Source organism: Methylorubrum pseudosasae (assembly GCF_029504475.1).
Classification (GTDB): Bacteria; Pseudomonadota; Alphaproteobacteria; order Rhizobiales; family Beijerinckiaceae; genus Methylobacterium; species Methylobacterium extorquens.
In genome coordinates this window covers 4,839,768-4,858,775 of the sequence record NZ_JAQGDU010000002.1, presented here as the reverse complement: position 1 = coordinate 4,858,775, position 19,008 = coordinate 4,839,768, and the positions used below count along the sequence as shown (strand labels likewise).

Annotated in this window: 17 protein-coding genes and 2 pseudogenes; 6 read left to right on the top strand and 13 right to left on the bottom strand. The window is 69.6% G+C overall.

Annotated features, from left to right (window positions below; all coding sequences use genetic code 11):
* Nucleotides 1–75: 75 nt before the first annotated feature.
* The 13 genes and pseudogenes from M2437_RS23920 to fhcB all read right to left on the bottom strand — a co-directional run bounded on the left by M2437_RS23920 (nt 76) and on the right by fhcB (nt 12,265).
* On the bottom strand, nt 76–441 hold the full coding sequence (locus M2437_RS23920; protein WP_015950690.1) for a hypothetical protein: 366 nt from the start codon (nt 439–441) through the stop codon (nt 76–78).
* Nucleotides 422–1,156: a hypothetical protein gene (locus tag M2437_RS23915; RefSeq protein WP_253388869.1), complete on the bottom strand. Its 735-nt coding sequence runs from the start codon at nt 1,154–1,156 to the stop codon at nt 422–424. Before M2437_RS23915 ends, M2437_RS23920 begins: the two co-directional genes overlap by 20 nt.
* Nucleotides 1,153–2,307, bottom strand: coding sequence for a pyrroloquinoline quinone biosynthesis protein PqqE (pqqE, locus tag M2437_RS23910; protein ID WP_012253377.1), 1,155 nt, complete (start codon nt 2,305–2,307; stop codon nt 1,153–1,155). Before pqqE ends, M2437_RS23915 begins: the two co-directional genes overlap by 4 nt.
* Nucleotides 2,304–3,422 (bottom strand): pyrroloquinoline-quinone synthase PqqC, encoded by a 1,119-nt coding sequence (gene pqqC, locus M2437_RS23905; RefSeq protein ID WP_253388868.1) that lies wholly within the window; start codon nt 3,420–3,422, stop codon nt 2,304–2,306. The genes pqqE and pqqC overlap by 4 nt, the downstream gene beginning before the upstream one ends.
* A gap of 165 nt (nt 3,423–3,587) precedes the next feature.
* Nucleotides 3,588–4,488: pseudogene (pqqB, locus tag M2437_RS23900) on the bottom strand (pyrroloquinoline quinone biosynthesis protein PqqB).
* 47 nt (nt 4,489–4,535) lie between these two features.
* Nucleotides 4,536–4,625 (bottom strand): pyrroloquinoline quinone precursor peptide PqqA, encoded by a 90-nt coding sequence (gene pqqA / locus M2437_RS23895; protein WP_012317526.1) that lies wholly within the window; start codon nt 4,623–4,625, stop codon nt 4,536–4,538.
* 334 nt (nt 4,626–4,959) lie between these two features.
* The gene (locus tag M2437_RS23890) at nt 4,960–5,667 is read right to left on the bottom strand and encodes a response regulator transcription factor (RefSeq protein ID WP_003597598.1); all 708 of its coding nucleotides are present in this window, start codon (nt 5,665–5,667) and stop codon (nt 4,960–4,962) included.
* Nucleotides 5,664–7,301, bottom strand: a complete 1,638-nt coding sequence (locus M2437_RS23885; RefSeq protein WP_253388867.1) for a sensor histidine kinase — start codon at nt 7,299–7,301, stop codon at nt 5,664–5,666. The genes M2437_RS23890 and M2437_RS23885 overlap by 4 nt, the downstream gene beginning before the upstream one ends.
* 108 nt (nt 7,302–7,409) lie before the next feature.
* A complete protein-coding gene (locus M2437_RS23880; protein WP_253388866.1) occupies nt 7,410–7,616 on the bottom strand; it encodes a hypothetical protein in 207 nt (68 codons plus the stop codon).
* Nucleotides 7,617–7,779: 163 nt separating this feature from the next.
* A pseudogene (locus M2437_RS23875) lies at nt 7,780–8,579 on the bottom strand (formylmethanofuran dehydrogenase subunit C).
* Nucleotides 8,576–9,511, bottom strand: a complete 936-nt coding sequence (fhcD, locus tag M2437_RS23870; protein ID WP_003597588.1) for a formylmethanofuran--tetrahydromethanopterin N-formyltransferase — start codon at nt 9,509–9,511, stop codon at nt 8,576–8,578. Before fhcD ends, M2437_RS23875 begins: the two are co-directional and overlap by 4 nt.
* 25 nt (nt 9,512–9,536) lie before the next feature.
* Nucleotides 9,537–11,183 (bottom strand): formylmethanofuran dehydrogenase subunit A, encoded by a 1,647-nt coding sequence (locus M2437_RS23865; protein ID WP_253388864.1) that lies wholly within the window; start codon nt 11,181–11,183, stop codon nt 9,537–9,539.
* On the bottom strand, nt 11,177–12,265 hold the full coding sequence (gene fhcB / locus M2437_RS23860; RefSeq protein ID WP_012752614.1) for a formyltransferase/hydrolase complex subunit B: 1,089 nt from the start codon (nt 12,263–12,265) through the stop codon (nt 11,177–11,179). Before fhcB ends, M2437_RS23865 begins: the two co-directional genes overlap by 7 nt.
* A gap of 428 nt (nt 12,266–12,693) precedes the next feature.
* Here fhcB and M2437_RS23855 point away from each other — a divergent pair, with 428 nt between their 5' ends.
* The 6 genes from M2437_RS23855 (at nt 12,694) to M2437_RS23830 (ending at nt 18,889) form a co-directional block, all read left to right on the top strand.
* Nucleotides 12,694–13,692 carry a beta-ribofuranosylaminobenzene 5'-phosphate synthase family protein gene (locus M2437_RS23855; RefSeq protein ID WP_253388863.1) on the top strand — a complete coding sequence of 333 codons (999 nt, stop codon included), beginning with the start codon at nt 12,694–12,696 and terminating at the stop codon, nt 13,690–13,692.
* 110 nt (nt 13,693–13,802) lie between these two features.
* A complete protein-coding gene (gene mtdB / locus M2437_RS23850) occupies nt 13,803–14,696 on the top strand; it encodes an NAD(P)-dependent methylenetetrahydromethanopterin dehydrogenase (protein ID WP_253388862.1) in 894 nt (297 codons plus the stop codon).
* Between the two features lie 110 nt (nt 14,697–14,806).
* A complete protein-coding gene (locus M2437_RS23845) occupies nt 14,807–15,931 on the top strand; it encodes an ATP-grasp domain-containing protein (protein WP_253388861.1) in 1,125 nt (374 codons plus the stop codon).
* Nucleotides 15,861–16,832, top strand: coding sequence for a methenyltetrahydromethanopterin cyclohydrolase (gene mch / locus M2437_RS23840; RefSeq protein ID WP_003597572.1), 972 nt, complete (start codon nt 15,861–15,863; stop codon nt 16,830–16,832). The genes M2437_RS23845 and mch overlap by 71 nt, the downstream gene beginning before the upstream one ends.
* A 276-nt stretch (nt 16,833–17,108) precedes the next feature.
* The gene (locus M2437_RS23835; RefSeq protein WP_253388860.1) at nt 17,109–18,023 is read left to right on the top strand and encodes an ATP-grasp domain-containing protein; all 915 of its coding nucleotides are present in this window, start codon (nt 17,109–17,111) and stop codon (nt 18,021–18,023) included.
* Complete coding sequence (locus M2437_RS23830; protein WP_253388859.1) at nt 18,020–18,889, top strand: triphosphoribosyl-dephospho-CoA synthase; 870 nt, start codon at nt 18,020–18,022, stop codon at nt 18,887–18,889. The genes M2437_RS23835 and M2437_RS23830 overlap by 4 nt, the downstream gene beginning before the upstream one ends.
* The last annotated feature ends 119 nt before the right edge of the window (nt 18,890–19,008 follow it).

Genomic DNA, 19,008 nt, shown 5'->3' with positions numbered 1-19,008 from the left:
GCCGAGTTTGCCGGCCTAGCCCCTCCGGCGGGGTTGCGCCAGATCCATTCCGTCCCGCCCCGCCGCGGCCCGTCCTCAGGAGGCGCCGCGATAGCAGCGGATCTCCGCCTCGGCCTGGGCGCGCCGCAGCTCGGCCACCTTGTCGTCGAACATCTTGGTCGACTTGAAGGCGGCGGTGCGCTGGCCGATGCCCTGGCGCATCGACAGGATGGTCGAGGCCTGGACGTAGCGGTCATAGGGCAGGATCGACGCCAGCGCGTCGAGGGAGCAGGAGCATTTCTCCAGCGCCTCGCGGGTCTGCCCGTTGGCGGCCATGCAGCCGAATACGTAATCGGCTCGCACATCCGTCGGATAGTCGTTGTCGTCGGCACGGGCGGGCGCGGCGAGCATCGCAGCCGCGAGCAGCGCGGCGGCGAACGCCTCAGGAATCCTTCTGGTCATAATCGAGCCTCTCTTCGAGGAGTTCGCCGCCATCCGGCTTCAGCGCACGGGCCTGGATCGAGACGATCTCTCCCGGCACGTCGGGCGCGACGACGAAGGTGTAGGTGATGGTTTCGAAGCCGCGCATCCGCTCCGACTGAGGATCGCCCGCGAACGGCTTCATCTCGACGCGCCAGCCCTCGACGGTCCGGCCCTTGAACGAGACCTGCATCGGCGTCACCGTCGCCTTCTCGCGCAGACCTTTTCGGATCGCGTTCTTGATGTAGCGCGGGTTGGCTTCCAGCAGGCTGGCGAGACCCTTCAGGTGGTTCTCGAGGAACAGGCTCAGCACGGGGTTGCCGGGCATGTCGGTGAAGGGGCCGGCCGGGAGGCGGTTGCCGCCGGAGAACATCTGCACGCGGATGTCGCGGCTCTCGGCGCTCTTGCCGGGCTCGACCGTGAGCTTGATCGCGTCGCTGAGCGGCGGTCCGTAGGGTCCGCGCTCGATGCCGCTGCGGCGCGCGTAATCGTAGGTCAGGGTGCTGCCGGGCGCGGTGTTCTTCATCTGCGGCTGCTCGAACAGCAGGTCGCTGGCGTCCGGTGCGGTGCCCTTGGTTGCCGGATCTTTGGCCGCCGTCTCTTGAGGCGCCGCCGGATTGGTGTCGGAAGCCGCCCAGGCGGAAGGCGTCGTCACGAGGGCGGCCGAGAGGGCGACCGCCAGAAAGGATCGTCTCAAAGGGGTGCCTTTTCGCTCAACGGGTTTTGCACATTCGTCCCGATGCTGCGGTATATATAATCGGGCGGGGTCTCGGCAGCCTCTTCCTTGGCAAGATCCCGCATTTTCGCGTGCAGCGGCGAAAGGGAGCAGGCCGGATCGGTGTTGGCCGCGTCGCCCGTGAGCGCCAGCGCCTGGCAGCGGCACCCGCCCCAATCCTTCTCGCGCCGGTCGCAGGAGCGGCAGGGCTCCTTCATCCAGCTCGTACCGCGATAGGCGGCAAAGGCCGGGGATTGGGTCCAGATCTCGCCGAGCGAATGGTCGGTGACGTACCAGAATTCGAGGCCGGGGATGGTCTCGGCGGCGTGGCAGGGCAGCACCTTGCCCTGCGGTGTCACGTTCATCAGCTTGCGGCCCCAGCCGCCGGCGCAGGCCTTCGGGTACTTGGCGTAGTAGTCCGGCACCACGAGGTCGATGACGAGCTGGCCCTTGAGGCGCTCGCGCGCGGCCTCGACGATGCGGATCGACTCGTCGACCTGGCTCTTATCCGGCATCAGCGCGGCGCGGTTCACATAGGCCCAGCCGTAATACTGGGTATGGGCCACCTCCAGCCGCTTGGCACCGAGCTTGACCGCAAGGTCGATGAAGCCCGGCACCTCGTGGATATTGCCGCGGTGGATCACCGAGTTCAGCGTCAGCGGCAGGCCGAGTTCGGTGACCCGGGCCGCGAACTGCATCTTCTGCGGCTGCGCGTTCTTGAGGCCGCCGATCTTTTCCGCGTTGGCCGCGTCCACCCCTTGGACGGAGAGCTGCACGTGGTCGAGGCCGACGTCGTAGAGCGCGTCGAGCTTCGCCAAGGCACCGCCGACGCCGGAGGTGATCAGGTTCGAGTACAGGCCGAGTTCGGCGCATTTGGCCGTGATCTCGACGATGTCGGGTCGGGCGGTCGGTTCACCGCCCGACAGGTGGACGTGCAGCACACCGAGCCCCGCCGCCTCCGTCAGCACCCGCAGCCACGTCTGCGTGTCCAGCTCGGCCGAGCGCCGGTCGAGCTCCAGCGGGTTCGAGCAGTATGGGCAGCGCAGCGGGCAGCGGTGCGTCAGCTCGGCGAGCAGACCCACCGGCGCCGGAATGACGTCCACGGGGGAGGGGGCGGGGGTCGGTGCATTCATCGCTCCAGAACCCTTTTTTGCGCGAGGCCAGCCAGCATCGGAAGGATGTCGGCTTCGATGATGGCCGGGTCGGCGTCGTAGGTCTGGCCCAGAATTTGGGCGATCTGCGAAACCGTGTTCCGGCCATCGACGAGCTTGAGGACCGCGACGGCGTTGTCGTCGAGGTCGAAGGTGCGCTCGGGGGCGAGCAGCACGTGCTTGTTGCGGACCTCGTCGAAGCGCAGGCGCACGCCGCGGGGCAGGCGCGGCACGTCACTGCCCGAGAAGGCCGTAGGTTCAGCCGTCGTCGCGGCGGGGCTGGCCGCGGCGGGGGGGCTGGCCTCGGCGGCGTTCGTCTCGGCGACAAGGCCCTCGCCCGGCTGCCACGCATCCGGCGGCACCATGCCGGGGGCGACATAGGCGAAGTAGAGCGCGTCGAGCTGCGTCCAGAGCACGTTGCACTTGAACGTCAACGCATCCATCGCCGCCCGCTGCATCTCGGGCGTGGTGGCGTGTCGCTTGACGTAATCGAGGGCGAAATCGGCGTCGCGCGGAGCCTGGGTCAGGCGCTTGTCGAAATAGGCCAGCGTGTCCTTGGTGATGAAGTCGTAGTTCTTCAGCATCCCGGCGACGCGCTCGGAGATGATCGTCGGCGAGAACATCTCGGTCAGCGAGGAGGCGATGGCTTCGAGCAGGCTGCGCTCGGAGACGAAGTGGACATAGGCATCGACCGAGAAGCGGGTCGCCGACAGGATGCCCTTGGTCGAGAGCACGTAGTCGCGGGTGAAGCCGACGCCTTCCGCGAGCTTGAGCCAGCGCTCGATGCCGCCGTCGCCCTCATGGTCGCCGTCGTGATCGACGATGCGCTGGCGCCAGATCCGGCGAAGCTGCGCATCCGGCAGGCGGGCCAGGAGCGCCGCATCCTTCACCGGAATCATCGCCTGATAATAGTAGCGGTTGAGCGCCCAGGCCCGGACCTGATCCTTCGACAGCTTGCCGTCATGCAGCAGCCGGTGGAACGGGTGGAGGTTGTGGTAGCGCCGTGCACCGATATCGCGGAGCGCCGCCTCAAGCTCCTCGTGGCTCAGCAGGCGTTGCTCGGTGTCCGGGACGGGCGGCGGGAATTGGGCGGTCATGGCGTTCGGTTTCCCCCGAGCTTCGAGTCGCGTTTCCTGGATTATTTTTAAATGGGGCCCGGTACCGATCGGGGCAGGGCCGCTGACGCACGATTGGATCGTGCAAAATATATTCAGTCCGGCACTAAATTTCCAGACCGGGCTCTTCCGAAGACCTCGGCCCGATCAGAGATCGAGGGTCAGGCCGTCATGGGCGACGGTCCAGCCGCGCGCCTCGACGCTCGCGCGCTCGGACGAATCCTCGATCAGGACCGGATTGGTGTTGTTGATGTGAACGAAGACCCGCCGGCCGATCTCGACATCGGCGAGAGACGCGATCGAGCCGGTCTCGCCGTTCATCTGGATATGGGCCCATGCGCCAGCCGGTCTTGGTGCCGACGCCGGCGCGGATCATGTCGTCGTCCTCCAGCACCGTGCCGTCGAACAGGAGCGCATCGGCGCCGGCGATGCGGGCTTTCAGATCCTCCGTCACGCGGGCGCAGCCGGGGATGTAGGCGAGGCGCTTGCCCCCGGCCTCGATCATCGTGCCGACCGTGGTTTCGGTCTCCGCCCCGATCTCCATCGAGGCGTCTTCCAGCCAGAGCGGCACCTTGCCGGGGACGGAGAACAGCGTCACCGAGAGGCCGGGCACCGGCTCGAAGGTCTCGTTGAGGGCGATCGTCTGGCGCTTCACCACCTCGGCGGCCATCACGTCGAAGACGCGGTTGTCGGAGACGGAGGCGAGGATACCGGGTGTCGCGTAGAGCGTGAAGGGCTGGCCCTCACGCAGGGTCAGCAGGCCCGCGACGTGATCGACGTCGCCGTTCGTCAGCAGCACCGCGTGGATCGGCGAGTGGCGCAGGCCCTCGCGCGGATGCATCTGCGGATTGGCCTGGATCTGCTGACGGATGTCGGGGGAGGCGTTCAGCAGGAGCCAGCGTTCCCCGTCAGGAGAGACTGCGATGCTCGACTGCGTGCGCGGCCTGACGCGGGAATCGCCCGCCCAGGCCAGGGAGCAGATGGAGCAGCGGCAGTTCCATTGAGGAACGCCGCCGCCCGCAGCCGAGCCCAGGATTACGACATGCATGGTGAAAACCCGCTGATGCCTGCAACCCCAACCCGGCTCAAATCACCTTAGTTGAAGGTGTCGATCTCGGCCGACTCGTAGCTCGTGACTTCCATGCCGACGCAGATCTCGGAAACGATGGGGGCAGCCCACTTCATGGTGTCTCTCCTCGACTTTATGGAACGCCGGAACCGCGCGATCCCACTAATTAAGAGGATCGTAAGATACTGGCGACGCACTCGTTTTCGCACGCCGGAGGTATATCGCCAATTCCGGTCCCGCCTGCAAGAGCCAGCTTGCCGTTTCTTCCTAAGTTCGCGCCGGGATCGGCATAACTTCGCGTGAGACGCGGGTTAAACTTTGGTCTGAGAGCGCTTTCCGACGAGGTGGACGCCGGTTCGGCGGAAGAAGGCGCGTTCAAGCAAAGACCGGGAGACGCCGGCCTGATGCCATCCGGTTTGAGACGGCGCTCGCAGCGAAATGCCGCGGGGGTCAGTGACGGAAATCCTGACCGCGCAGATCGAGCATGAAGCCCTTGCCGCGCACCGTAACGATCACCGGGCCGCCCAGCCGCACGAAATCCGAGAGCTTCGAGCGCAGGTAGCCGACATAGACATCGACCACGTTCAGCGAGAGGCCGCCCTGGCTCGCCCAGAGCCGGTCGAAGATCTCGCCGCGGGAGATCGGGCGGTTCACCTCCTGCATCAGCAGTGCGAGCAGCTCCGCCTCCCGCGGGGTGAGGCGCGCGGAGGCCTCACCGAAGCTGACCTGGCGGATGTTGACGTCGAGGGTCAGGCGGCCGGCGGTGAAGACGGTGCGTGGAGTGTCCGCCTCGCGCCGCCGCAGCAAATGGACCTGGAGCCGGGCCAGCAATTCGTCGAACACGAACGGCTTGACGATGTAGTCGTCGGCGCCGAGGGCCAGCCCCTCGGCCCGGTCGCGCACCTCGTCGCGGGCGCTCAGGAAGAGGATCGCGCCGGGATAGCCGCCCTCGCGCAAGCTGCGGCAGACGTCGTGGCCGGAACCGTCGGGCAGGGTGATGTCGAGCACCACCGCCTCCGGCGCCTCGTCGCGGGCGGCACTCAGCGCGTCCTCGACCCGGCCGGCCACGCCGACGGAAAACCCTTCCGCCTCCAGGCCGCGAGCCAGGATGCCGCGAATGTCGATATCATCCTCAACGATCAATACGCGCGTCGTCATGCGGCGCCGATCCTCTCGTGTCCTGCCCCGTAGGATTCCGGCGCGACGCCATCGTCGAGCGAGGGCAGGTCGATGACCACCCGGGCACCGCCGCCATGTTCGGCTTTGCCGAGGCTGATCGCGCCATCATGGCGCTCAACGACCCATCGCGCCAGAGCTAAACCTATGCCGAATCCCGCTTCTCCCGATCGGGCCTCGCGGCGGAAGCGCTCGAACAGCCCGTCCCCGCCCGCGGGGAAGCCGGGGCCGTCGTCGTCGATGGTGACCCGCGCCCGGCGGCCCTGCGGCGTGTCGTGCTCGCTCAGCGAGACGGTGATGCGGGTCAGGCCGGTGGCGTGGCGCAGGGCGTTGTCGATCAGGCTCTCGACAACCTGGCGGAGCCATTCCGGATCGGCGGCGATCTCGATGTCGTGGTCGCCCGGTTCCAGCACCAGCTCGACCCGGCGCCGGGCGGCCTCCGAGCCGGCGCTGTCGACGGCGTCGGTCAGCACCTCGACGGCGCTCACGGCGCGCCGGTCGAGCTCGATCTGGCCGGATTCCGAGCGGGCCACGCGAAGCAGATCCTCGACCCGCCGCTTGAGACGCTGCGCCCGTTTGCGGATGGTGGAGAAGACCGGTCCGTAATCCACAGTTCGGCCGGCGGCGCGCTCCGCCGAACGCTGGGCGAGGTCGCACTCGCCCAGGATCACCGTGAGCGGCGTGCGCAGCTCGTGGCTGACATCGGCGAAGAAGCGGCGCCGGGAGCGGTCCACCATCTCCAGTCGCTCGTTGGCCGCGCGCAGGTCGGCGGTGCGGGCCTCCACCGTGTCCTCCAGGGCGGCCCGGTCGGCGGCGAGCCGGCCCTCGCGGCGGGCGAGCCGGGCGGCCATGCGGTTGAAGTTCGCCACCAGAAGCCCGAGTTCGTCGCGGGTCTCGACCGAGAGCCGGGTCCCGAGCGCGCCGCTGCCGACGGCCCCGGCTGCCCGGCGGATCTCTTCGATGCGCGCCAGCGTCGGCCGCGTCACCGAACGGTAGAGCACCCCGACGAAGGCGAGTGCCAGCACCGTCGCGGCGAGTGCGGCGGCGGTGAGCCGCTGCGAAAGGGTTCGGGCCGCCTCGGAGCCGGCGGTCATGCTGCGCCGCTCCGCCTCGATCAGCAGGGAGAGCGGCGGTCCCGTCATGGCGCCGAAGGCGTTGAGCGCGCCCTGCATCGCTGTCTTGCGAAGGTCGGGATCGGTTTCGCGCCGCACCAGGGTGACTTGACGGTCGAGCATCGCGCGGGCCGCGCGGACGTTGGCGAGCGGCCGGGTGCGAGCGACGTACTGGATCCGGTCCTCAAGGTTGGCGCTGGTCGCCATGCCGCTGCCGATGGCGTCATCGACATGGTTGAGCGCCTGATCGACCCGGTCGCGGGTCACCGACAGGGCTTCGGGCGGCGCATCCGGATTGCCGACGCTGTCGATGGCGGCAAAGCCGTACTGTGCCAGCCGCCCCGACAGTTCCGCCAGAAGCTCCAGCCGGTGCTGGGCGGCGAGCGTGCGTTCGATGACGTTCTCGGTCAGCCGGATCGACCACAAGACGCCGGTCGCCGCCAGCAGGGCGATCAGCGCCGTGCCGCCGAGCAGGAGGGCGAACCGGACTCTCAGCGAACGCATGGTCTCCCTCTCCGCCGCAGTGGCGGCGCGCGGACCATGTCACCGCCGGGGCAGGGTCTCAAGCCGGCTCGCATTGCCGGCTTTTCCCGGTCCGCTCGCAGGTTGGTCCTACAGGTCCGTCGGCAGGCTCGCCCTGGGGGCGCAGCGCCAACTCTTCACGTGATAGTCCGGATGCTCCTCCTGCCACGCCGCGAGCGTGCTCTGCGAGTTGCGCAGACACAGGAAGGGATTCGGGTTGTCGTAGTTCAGGTTGATCCGCTCGTCGTGGCACTTCGCCGGCTGGGCGATCAGGCAGACGGACAGGAGCAGGAACATGCGCGCGGCCTCGGCTCGGAGGGGGCGCGGTCGGCTCGACCGGATCGGTGTCCCGCGCCTCGGTCCAAGGCAAGGTGGGAGAATCCGGCAGGCCGGCAAGTCATTTTTCTGCGACTTGCCGGCGGTCTTTGGAAAAATCGTGCCGGATCAGGCCGGCACGAAATCAGGCCGGAACGAACAGTTCGCCCTTGCCGAGCGTCGCGAGATCGCCGGAGTAGCGCCGCAGCGTGCCGCTGAGAAGGCTGGCCTGCGCCGCGCCGAGATGCTTGAGGCTCTGGGCCAGCAGCCGGACAAAGACGAGGTCGGGGGTGCCAGTCTCGACGAAGGTCGGCAGCAGCGTGCCGTGGCTGCCGGCGATCAGGGTGCCACGGCGCATGCCGTAGCCGGGATGGTCGCCGAGCGCGCCGGAGACGACGATCGTGCCCGCGATCATGCGGGAGGCCGCGAAGGCGCCCGCGGAGCCAGCCAGGATCATGCCGCGGCGCATGCGGTCGCCGAGATGGTCGCCGGCCGCGCCCTTGATCACGAGCGTCGCGCCGTCGAGCCCGGCCTTGGCGGCGTAGACGGCGCCGCCCGCGTGGTCGCCGGCATCGCCTTGAATCGTGATCGTGCCGCCGGTCGCACCCGTGCCGGCATAGGGGCCGGCGGAGCCCGCGTCACGGTGAGGGTGCCCGCTGCCATGCCTTCGCCGAGGCGCTGGCCGACATCGCCCTCGACCCGAATCGAGCCTTGCGAGAGCGCCGCACCCACCCGGTCGAGCCGGGACGAGCCGCCCTCGATCACGAGGCTGTCGGAGCCGTCGAGGCTGATCTCGAACACGTCGCCGAGGGTCAGGCCGCGGCGGCTCGTGCCGATGGCGAGCTTGCCCGCCTCGGCCTCGGACAGACCGCTCAGGGCGAGGGGGGTGATGTTGAGAAGGTCGACCCGCTCCGGCAGATCACCGCGCAGTCTCAGCGTGCTCATGCGGCGGGTTTCTCCAACAGGTCGCGGAGGTGGTAATGATGCCGGCCGAGATTGCCGCCGTAATTGCCGGCGGTGACCGCGACGAGGCCGTGCTGTGCGCCGATCTCGGTGGCGGCGTGCAAAGCCGCGCGCATCGATTCGGCGACCGCCGCCGAGGTCAGGGCGTCGATGACGATTTCCAGCACCACGCCGCATTCGGGCGGCAGCGCCGAGCCGGCTCGGCCCTTCAGCGTCGGGCAATAGGCGTCGTTGGTCGAGGCCATCATGCCCTTGGTGCGCCCGCCGACCTTCGAGCCGGAGCGGACGATGCCGCCGGGGAAGGGCAGGATCGCGCCGGGGATGGCTTTCGCCGCCTCGACCGCGATCTCGGCGACGATGAGCGTGTCCGCATGCTTGCGGCCGAGGAACAGCAGGTTGCCGCCGCCGACCGCGCCATCGACCGCGCGCACCGAATCCTCGCATAGGAACTCGCCGTCCATGACGGGAATGCGCCAGTAGCGGCGCATCTTGCCCTCATGGTCGGGCAGGCGCTTGGCGACCGCGAAGCCGTCGCCGAAATAGCGGATCGCGCCGCCGAGCTTGATCTTGGTCGGGCCTTCGACGCCGGCAAAGCAGGCGGTGCCGGGGCAGGTGAGGATGCACTGGCCGACGCGCTTGAGGAGCTGGTCCTTCAGCCCGTTCGGCTCGAAGCCGAACAGCAGGATGCGCACGCCCGGGCGTCCGTCCGGCGTCTCGTCGGGGGAGAGCTCGGCATCGATACCGGCCTCGGCACCGCAGCCGATCACCGAGGTGGCGAAGCCCGTCATCACCGTCGCCGCGATCATCGCCCATTTCGGCGTGTCGTTGGTGACGATGATCGCGGTGCCCGCGACGTCGAAGGCTTCGGCGAAGGTGTCCTCGACCTTGATGCCGTTGAGGGTGAAGTCGCTCATCGATTCGATTCCATCACCCTCGACATCACGCCCGGCACGCCACGTCTTCGAACGTCCCGGTATTCTCCGGGAAGGCGGCGTCCGGCACCGCGAAGGTGTCGAGCCCAGCGCCGAAGCGATCCTGCAGGTAGCTCTCGGCGCGCTTTTCCATGCCCGCATCGGCCTCGACGTCGAGGCTGAGCGTCTTGCCCGAGAACCAAGCGACGACCTCGCCATCCTCGACGATGGGCTGGCCGTCCTTCAGCACCAGCTTGGCGCGGGAGAACATCGCCGTGCGATCCCGATCGTCGCGGTAGATCGCGACGTCGGCCTTGGCGCCCTCGCGCAGGTGGCCGCGATCGGTCAGGCCGAGGAGCTTGGCCGGACCCGAGCGGGTGAGCTGCGCGATTTCGCTGAAGCTGTACTCGCGCTCGATCTTCGGCAGGCCGGAGCGTTCGCCGACGATCGCCGGCAGCGTCGCGATCTCTTTCGCGCGCTCTTCGGCATCCATCAGCAGGTGGATGATGCGCGGGTATTCGGTGAAGACGCCGCCATTGGGGTGGTCGGTCGTCAGGATGGTGCGCTCGGGGTTGCTCGAGAGCAGCATCAGCTCCAGGCCGATCGCCCATTGCAGCGACGAGACCGGACCGCGCGGCCGATAGAGGAACGGCACTACGCCGCCGCCCTCGGCATCACCCGCCGAGATCACCCACTTCTTCGGCTTGGCGCCCTTGCGGCCGCCGAACTGGCGCAGGATGTCGAGCGAGATCGTCACCGTCTGGCCGAACACCACCTGACCCACGTCGTAGGTCGCGTTGGGGTGCGCCTCCATCGCCGCGTTGATCCGCTCGGCCGCCGAGCGGAAGCCGCCGGTCATCGGATTCTCGGGATCAACCACGCCGTAGGCGTAGAACTGGGCGTGGGCGAAGTGGATGCGCCGGCCTTCGGCCGCCTCCAGCGTCGCGATGAGCGAGTCGTCGGCGCCGGGCAGGCCGAGATTGTTGCAGTGGACGTGCAGCGGGTGCGGCACGCCGATCTCCTCGACCGCGTCGAGCAGGGCCGACATTATCTTGCGCGTCGAGAGCCCGTAGCAGGGGATCTCGTCGTCGAGGCTGAGCTTCAAGACGCCGTCCTTGAAGGCCGAGGCGCCGCCCGCGTTGATGCACTTGACGCCCAGACCCCGCGAATGGGCCAGGGTCTGCTGCACGAGATCGCGCACAGCCTGCTTGCCCTCGCCGTCGCGCAGGAGCTGGAGCAGGTGATCGTCGTTGCCGAGCACCGCGAGACCGCCGCGGTCGAGCAGCGGGATGTCGGCGAGTTCGAGATGGGTCGCCAGCGCGTTCGAGGGCGGCAGCGCCGGCTCGACCGCCGTGGTGTAGCCCATCCGCGCGTAATTGGCGCCGATCCAGCTTCCCGAGCCGCCGGCATGGGCGAAGGGATGGCCGTTAGGCGCGGATTCGCTGACGTAGAGGTCGGGCAGCAGCAGGCGGCTCATCACCACGTTGCCGCCGGCGATGTGCGAGTGGACCTCGACGCCGCCGGCCATCACCACGCAGCCCGTGGCGTCGATGGTTTGATCGGGGGCGCGCTCGCTCGGGGCGACGACGCGGCCATCCTCGATCCAGACGTCGCCGACGGCGTCGCGCCCGGCTGTGGGATCGACCACCCGTCCACCGTGGATACGGGTCAGCATGAGACACCCTTCTCGATGAGGCGGTCGCGGATGCGGGTGAGCACGCCGGCCGCAGTCTCCGTTTCAGCCGGCGTCTTCGCGGGATCGCTGGCCTCGGCATAGGCGATGACGCCGCGCCGGTCGTTCCAGAGTGCGCCGCCGACGCTCTGGCCGGGGACGCCCACGGTGATGACGACCTCCGCCGTCTCGCCCGCGGCCTCCTGGGAGCCCTCGCCGACGATGGCGATCGTCGGCAGGCTGCCGAGCCAAGCGGGGCGCGGGGCGGGAAGCGAGGCGAGCCACAGGGCGGCGTCGGCCTCGCCCGCGGCGATCTGGCGGGCGCTGTCGAAGCGCCAGGAATCGTGCTCGGGCTGATGCCGGCCGAAACCGACCCGCGGCGCCTGTCCCGTAGTCCAGGCGGAGAGTTGCACCGCCGCGCGGCCCTGGAACGGGTCGGCCAGCGTCAGCGCGAAGAAGCGGGTGGATTCGTTGAGGTCGCGGATCAGACCCTGGAGCATCTCCGCGCCGAGCTCGCCGACCTCTTCCGGGTCGTAGACGATGACGCCGTACTGGGCCGCGAACAAGCGCTTGGCGAGGTCGGCAAAGGCGGCCTCACCGGCGAGATGGCCCTTGGCGAAGGCGCGCAGGTGCCCGAGCGAGATGGTGAGGCCACCGGCATCCGCCGCGTAGGCGACGTGGCGGATCGCGCCGTTCTGCGGACCGCCCAGCGAGAGCAGGGCACGCTCCGAGCCCGCCGCGCGTCCGCGGCTCGGGGCCGCGGCGGCGATCTCGGCGATCAGCTCACCGTCCCAGGGACGATTGCCGACGATCAGGATCACGTCCGCCCGGCCGATCGTTTCGGCCCGTGTCGTGCTCATCGCACCACCGGCGCTGAGCGCGCCAAGTTCGGCGTAGACGCTGGGGCCGGAGACGGGGTCGAGCGAGGCGCCGAGGGTCTCGGCCAGCCGGTAGGCGGCGCGCAGCGCCGAAACCTCGGCGCTCAGGCCCGCCAGCACCGGCACGCGTGAGGCGGCGAGCAGGTCGGCCGCGGCCTCGACCGCAGCGTCTACATCCGCTGCGCCTCCCTTCACCCAGGCTGCCATGCTTCCTCACCGTCGCTTCTTCGGGCATCCCCGCGTCGAGGCGGGGCGAAAGACGGTCACGTCCGAAGGGCGCGGGCGCCCCTGGTGGAGCCTCGATGCCTCGAAATCCGGAATGCGGGTTCGGGGGCAGTGGCTCGGACCGGCTCCGCGAAGGGAGCCGGGTGGTTTTGCATTCCTGTGCCGGAGGCCGCAAGCCCCCGCCGAAGTTTGACGTCAGGATTTCGTTCGTCGTCCGCTCTCCCCGATCGTCCCGCTTTCGCACGAAAACGGTTCCGAGCGGCGACAACCGCATCGGCATTGGCCAGGATGCCGATACGGTTATCGCGAGCGAGGTTGTCGCGGGCGCCGCAGCATGTGAGAAGCCGCCCGCATCGTTGGGCGCGTCCGCGCCGGCTGGGCCGGCAACGTCGGCGGAAGGGGATGAGACCGTGGCCGAGGTCCCGGACCAGACGGCGGAGATCGTGAGCACGACGACATCCCGGCCGGCCGGGGCCGGCATTCGGGTCCGCGCGCCCGCGCGCCTGCATTTCGGCTTCCTCGATCTCAACGGCGGCCTCGGGCGCCGCTTCGGCAGCATCGGCCTCGCCCTCGACGCGCCGGCCGTCCAACTCGTCGCGCGCCCGGCCAAACGCGTCTCCGCCAGCGGCCCGGAGGCCGAACGGGTGCGCGCCAACCTGCTCGCGGCCGCCGCCTATCTCGATGTGCCGGAGGCCGTGGCGGTGGAGATCGAGGAATCGATTCCCGCTCATGCCGGCTTCGGCTCGGGCACGCAGCTCGCGCTGGCGGTCGCCGCCGCGCTGGCTCGCCTCAACGGACGTCCTTTCGCGCCGGCGGACTTCGCCGACGTTCTCGACCGCGGCAACCGCTCCGGCGTCGGACTCGCTGCCTTTACCGAGGGCGGGCTGATCGTGGACGGCGGGCGCGACGGCTCCGGCGCGCCGCCGCCCGTCATCGCCCGTTTGCCTTATCCTGAGGATTGGCGGGTCGTGCTGATCCTCGATGAGGCCATGACCGGTGTGCATGGCTCTCGCGAGACCGAAGCGTTCCGCGACCTGCCGCCCTTCGATGCGGGGCAGGCCGCCGAGATCTGCCGGATCGTGCTGATGCAGGTGCTGCCCGCCGCCGCGACCGCCGAGCCGAACGGGTTCGGCGCCGGCATCACCGCGATCCAGAAGCGGATCGGCGACCATTTCGCCCCGCATCAGGGCGGGCGCTTCGCCAGCCCTGCCGTGGCCGACGCTCTCGCGGCGATCGCGCAGGCCGGCGTGCCCGGCTACGGCCAGAGCTCCTGGGGGCCGACCGGCTTCGCGCTCGTGCCCTCGCAGAAGGAGGCGGAGGCGCTGGTGGCGGGGCTGGCGCGGCCCGGCCGCCTGCGCTTCGTCATCGCCCGCGGACGCAATGTCGGCGCCTCGGTTGCGGAAGTTTAGAGCTTTTTCTTTTTCCCGGTTCAAAGAAACCTGCGCTTGACCGGCGACAGTCGTTCCGGTTTTGCACCTGAAGCGCCTGGCAAAGGCGCGGTCACGAGAGGACGAACACCATGGCCCGCTCGATCCTGCACATGCTGACGCCGCTCAAGCACATGAGCCCGTTCGACGTGAACATGGCGATCGATGCCGGCTTCGAGACGCTGATCCCCTATACCGGTGTCGATCTCACCGATGTCGTCTCGCTGACGCAGGATTCGATCTTCTCCCGCGCGCCGCAGGACGGCATGCGCACCGGCATCTTCATCGGCGGCAAGAACGCCGAACTGGCGCTCGACATGGTGGACCGGGCGAAGAAGGCCTTCGTGCCCCCCTTCGTCAACCACGTCTTCGCCGACCCGGCCGGCTCCTTCACCACCGGCGCGGCGATGGTCGCCGAGGTGAACCGGGCGCTGAAAGCGCGGTTCTCGACCGACCTCAAGGGCAAGCGCATCGTCATCTTCGGCGGCGCGGGCGTCGTCGCCTACGTCGCCGCAGTGATCGGCGCGCTGGAGGGCGCGCAGACCGTGCTCGTCGGCCATGACGGCGAGGAGCGCGTCTCGAAGATCGCCTTCACCATGAAGTGGCGCTTCGGCATCGATGTCGGCGCCGTGGACGGAACCCTGCCCGAGGCGCGCCGCGCTGCGATCACCGACGCCGACGTGATCCTCTCGGCCGGCCCCGCCGGCGTCTCGATCCTGACGGCGGAGGATCTCGAATCCGCGCCGAAGCTGCTGGTGGCCTCCGACGTCAACGCCGTGCCGCCCGCCGGCATCGCCGGCATCGACGTGAACGCCGTCGATGTTCCGCTGCCCACCGGCAAGGGCGTCGGCATCGGCGCGCTCGCGGTCGGCAACGTCAAGTACCAGACCCAGTGCCGGATGTTCCGCAAGATGCTGGAGGCGCAGGAGCCGCTCTGCCTCGATTTCCGCGACGCCTACAAGCTCGCCGTCGAGATCGCCGGCTGAGCCCGAACCTGAACCCGCTTCCGCATCGGGAGGGCGACGCGATCCTGATCGCCGCCCAGTCCGGCCGGGCGCTGGCGCAGGCCGCGCGGCGGGCGGGCTTTCGCCCGTTCGTGCTCGACCTGTTCGGCGACGAGGACACCCTGGCGCTGGCCGAGAGCCACCGCCCGCTGCCCGGCCGCTTCGGTGCGGGTGCCCGCGACCGGGCCGGCGTGCTGGCAGGGCTCGATGCGTTGTCTAAGGAAGCCGGTAGCACCCTCGGCGTGGTGCTCGGCAGCGGTTTCGAGGCCGCGCCGGACCTCATCGCGGAGATCGCCGCCCGCCATCGCCTGCTCGGCGCCGGCCCCGAGACAGTCGCCACCCTCAAGGATCCGCTCGGTTTTGCGGCCCTGTGCGAACGCCTCGCGATCCCGCATCCGGCGGTCAGCGCCGGCCCGGTCGCCGATTGGGCCGCTTGGCTCCTCAAGCGGGCAGGGGGCTGCGGCGGTTCGCATATCCGCGCGAGCGCGGCCGGTACGACCCCGCCCGGCCACTACCTCCAGGCCCAGATGCCCGGCCGCGCCTTCGCCCTGAACTTTCTGTCCGATGGCCGCCGCATTGAACCGCTGGCGCTGACCGAGCAGTGGCAGGCGCCCTCGCCGCTGCGGCCGTTCCGCTATGCCGGCGCGCTCGCCCGCGGTCGCAACGAGGCGGAGCCGGTCTCGGCCATGGTCGCCGCGGAGATCGCCGAGGCGGCGCTTCGGCTCGCTCGCGCCACCGGCCTCACCGGCCTCGCCAGCGCCGATTGCCTCGTGGACGGGGAAAGCTGGTGGCTGCTGGAGATCAATCCACGCCCCGGCGCCACCCTCGACGTGCTCGATCACCGCCCGACGCCGCTGCTGATTCAGCATATCGAGGCGGCCCTCGGCCGGATGCCGTCAATCGAGGCCGCCCCGGCGGATGCGACGGGCGCCGAGATCTGTTACGCGGCCCGGACCTGCGCGGCGGTGCCGCCGCTCGACTGGCCGGACCACGTGCATGACCGGCCGCGGGCCGGCAGCCACGTGGCGCGCGACGCACCGTTCTGCACGGTGACGGCCTCCGGGCCGGACGCCGCGGCGGTCAAACAAGAATTGCGGGCGAGGGCCGAGACGGTCCGCGCGCTGCTGGAGGAAACGGAGAACAATCATGAGTTCCAACACGAGCGCGCCGAGCCTCAACGCCCTGGCCGGGCCGCTGGTCGAGAGCCTCGTCGCTGACGCGGCCAAGCTCCGGCTCATCGTCGCCCAGGAGAACGGTGCGCGCACCGTCGATGCCGGTGCCAATGCCCGCGGCTCGATCGAGGCCGGCCGGCGTATCGCCGAGATCTGCCTCGGCGGCCTCGGCACGGTGACGATCGCGCCGATCGGCCCGGTCGCCTCCTGGCCCTACACCGTCGTCGTCCACTCCGCCGATCCGGTCCTGGCCTGCCTCGGCTCGCAATATGCCGGCTGGAGCCTCGCCGACGAGGAGGGCGATTCCGGCTTCTTCGCCCTCGGCTCGGGCCCCGGCCGTGCGGTGGCCGTGGTGGAGGAGCTCTACAAGGAGCTCGGCTATCGCGATAACGCGACCACGACCGCGCTCGTCCTCGAATCCGGCAGCGCGCCGCCGGCCTCGGTGGTCAACAAGGTCGCCGCCGCCACCGGCCTCGCGCCGGAGAACGTGACCTTCATCTATGCCCCGACCCAGAGCCTGGCCGGTTCGACCCAGGTCGTCGCCCGCGTGCTGGAAGTGGCGCTGCACAAGGCCCACACCGTCGGCTTCGATCTGCACAAGATCCTCGACGGCATCGGCTCGGCCCCGCTCTCGCCGCCGCATCCGGACTTCATCCAGGCCATGGGCCGCACCAACGACGCCATCATCTATGGCGGCCGGGTGCAGCTCTTCGTCGATGCCGACGACGCGGATGCCAAGCAGCTCGCCGAGCAGATCCCCTCCACCACCTCGGCCGATCACGGCGCGCCCTTCGCCGAGATCTTTTCGCGGGTGAACGGCGACTTCTACAAGATCGACGGCGCGCTGTTCTCGCCGGCCGAGGCCATCGTCACCTCGGTCAAGACCGGCAAGTCGTTCCGCGGCGGCCGGCTGGAGCCGCAGCTCGTGGACGCCTCGTTCGTCTGAGGCAACGATCGAGACCCTCCCCCCCAGCGGGAGAGGGTCGTCGAAAGCCAATTTGACCGGACTGCTTCGGCAAGCTTCTCGTTCCTCATGCTGAGGTGCTGCGTCAGCAGCCTCGAAGCACGCCGCGACGCTTCTCCAGGCCAACCGATGCTACGAGAGCGACCGATCCGGCGTGCTTCGAGGCCGAGCTTTCGCTCGGCACCTCAGCATGAGGACCGTCATGAACACCCGACCCGGTCGGTCAAACAGGCTCTGAAAAAAACGGAAAAAGAGCGAATGCGCATCGGGCTCGCGGCCGACAACGGCAATTGGCACAAGGCGCGGCTGCGGGAGGCCTTGCGCGGCTTCGGCGTCGAGCCGGTGCTGTTCTCGCTCGCCGACGTCGCCGTGGTCACCGGCGGCGGTGAGCCGCTGCGGGTGCCCGGCTTCGAGGATAGGCTGCCGGACGGCGTCCTGCTGCGCACCATCGCGGGCGGCACGTTCGAGGCCACCACCATGCGGCTCGGCGTGCTCCACGCGCTGGTCGCCTCCGGCGTCACCATCTGGAACGGGCCGTCGGCGATCGAGCGCTCGGTGGACAAGGCGGCGACCTCGCTGCTGATCGCCCGCGCCGGCTTGCCGACGCCCGACACCTTCGTCGTTTCGAAACGCGAGGCGGCGGCCGAGATCGTCGCCCGCGAGGCGCGGCCGGGAAAACCGATCGTACTCAAGCCCCTGTTCGGCTCGCAGGGCGAGGGGCTGATGCTCCTCGAAAACCCCGACGATTTGCCGGCGCAGGAGGCGGTGAGCGGCGTCTACTACCTTCAGCGCTACGTCGCCCGTGCCGACGGGCTGTGGCGCGACTACCGCGTCTTCGTCTGCGAGGGCCGGGCGATCGCCGGGATGATCCGCGAGGGCGACGGCTGGATCACCAACGTCCACCGCGGCGGCCGGCCCTTTGCCTGGGATGTGCCGGCCCGCGCCGCCGAACTCGCGGAGGCCGCCGCCGCCGCGGTCGGCGTGGATTATACCGGCATCGACCTCGTCGAGGATGGCGAGGGCGGCTTTCTGGTGCTGGAGGTCAATTCCATGCCAGCCTGGTCCGGCCTGCAACAGGTGACGGAGGTCGACATCGCCGGGGCGGTGGCGCGTGGCTTCCTCAACGCGGTGCGCGCCGCCCGCCCGCCGCGGCTAGTCTCGGCGCTCGGATGAGCGGGACGGCGCCCGGCGGCCTGCCTGCGGCGACCGTGGCCGACCTCTACCGGGCCGCCTGCCTCGCCGAACTCGATGCGCTGAAACCCGGCAACGTCCACGGCTACGCCCCCGGCCACCGCATGGTCGTGGCCGATTTCGTCACCAGTGCCGACGTGTCGGCGCCGCCGCTCGCCGCGGTGGGGGCACGCGTCGGTCAGCGGGTGCGTGATGGGGTCGATGCGACCTTCGCCGCCGTCGGGCAAAACACCAATCTCGGCATCCTGCTCCTCTGCGCGCCGCTCGCTTATGCCGCGGAGCAGCCCGGCCCGCTGGCCGAGGCCCTGAACGCCGTGCTGGCGGGGTTCGACGCCTCCGATTCCCGCGACGTGTTCGCGGCGATCCGCCGGGCCAATCCCGGCGGCCTCGGCCGGGCCGAGCGCCACGACGTGTCCCAAACCGATGACGAAGCGCTCCCGCCGCTGCGCGCGGCGATGGCGGAGGCCGCCCCGCGCGACCGCATCGCCCGCGCCTACGGGGACGGGTTTCGCGACCTGTTCGCGATCGGCCTACCGGCGCTGGCGGGCGCGCGGGCGCGCGGGCTGGTCCCGCCCTGGACGACGACGGCGGTTCATCTCGCCTATCTCATGGCCGTGCCGGACAGCCACATCGCCCGCAAGCACGGCCCCGAGCGGGCCGAGGCGGTGCGGGCGCAGGCGCAGGCCTCTCTCGCGGGCCTCGACCTCGCCGCAGCGCCGGTCGAGCCACTCCTCGCCTACGACCGCGCGTTGAAGGAGGCCGGCCTCAACCCTGGCACGAGTGCCGACTTCACCGTCGCGACGCTGTTTCTCGACGCGCTCCTGTCCGCCCGCGGCGAGAGCGCCTGAGCCTTTGCTGAGCCTTGGTCGAGCCCTCGCCCGCGAGGGGACGAATCTTGTCGCGTCAAGGCCCCCCGGCCTCCAAAAAATCGCAGATTTCAGGGCTTTGCGCGGGTTGTTCGGCGGAA

Excerpts from the sequence above, each read along its gene's own strand:
- M2437_RS23920 (WP_015950690.1), bottom strand. The coding sequence starts at position 441 with ATGACCAGAAGGATTCCTGAGGCGTTCGCCGCCGCGCTGCTCGCGGCT.
- pqqE (WP_012253377.1), bottom strand. The coding sequence starts at position 2,307 with ATGAATGCACCGACCCCCGCCCCCTCCCCCGTGGACGTCATTCCGGCG.
- pqqC (WP_253388868.1), bottom strand. The coding sequence starts at position 3,422 with ATGACCGCCCAATTCCCGCCGCCCGTCCCGGACACCGAGCAACGCCTG.
- pqqA (WP_012317526.1), bottom strand. The coding sequence starts at position 4,625 with ATGAAGTGGGCTGCCCCCATCGTTTCCGAGATCTGCGTCGGCATGGAA.
- M2437_RS23890 (WP_003597598.1), bottom strand. The coding sequence starts at position 5,667 with ATGACGACGCGCGTATTGATCGTTGAGGATGATATCGACATTCGCGGC.
- M2437_RS23885 (WP_253388867.1), bottom strand. The coding sequence starts at position 7,301 with ATGCGTTCGCTGAGAGTCCGGTTCGCCCTCCTGCTCGGCGGCACGGCG.
- M2437_RS23880 (WP_253388866.1), bottom strand. The coding sequence starts at position 7,616 with ATGTTCCTGCTCCTGTCCGTCTGCCTGATCGCCCAGCCGGCGAAGTGC.
- fhcD (WP_003597588.1), bottom strand. The coding sequence starts at position 9,511 with ATGAGCGACTTCACCCTCAACGGCATCAAGGTCGAGGACACCTTCGCC.
- M2437_RS23865 (WP_253388864.1), bottom strand. The coding sequence starts at position 11,183 with ATGCTGACCCGTATCCACGGTGGACGGGTGGTCGATCCCACAGCCGGG.
- fhcB (WP_012752614.1), bottom strand. The coding sequence starts at position 12,265 with ATGGCAGCCTGGGTGAAGGGAGGCGCAGCGGATGTAGACGCTGCGGTC.
- mtdB (WP_253388862.1), top strand. The coding sequence starts at position 13,803 with ATGGCCCGCTCGATCCTGCACATGCTGACGCCGCTCAAGCACATGAGC.
- mch (WP_003597572.1), top strand. The coding sequence starts at position 15,861 with ATGAGTTCCAACACGAGCGCGCCGAGCCTCAACGCCCTGGCCGGGCCG.
- M2437_RS23835 (WP_253388860.1), top strand. The coding sequence starts at position 17,109 with ATGCGCATCGGGCTCGCGGCCGACAACGGCAATTGGCACAAGGCGCGG.
- M2437_RS23830 (WP_253388859.1), top strand. The coding sequence starts at position 18,020 with ATGAGCGGGACGGCGCCCGGCGGCCTGCCTGCGGCGACCGTGGCCGAC.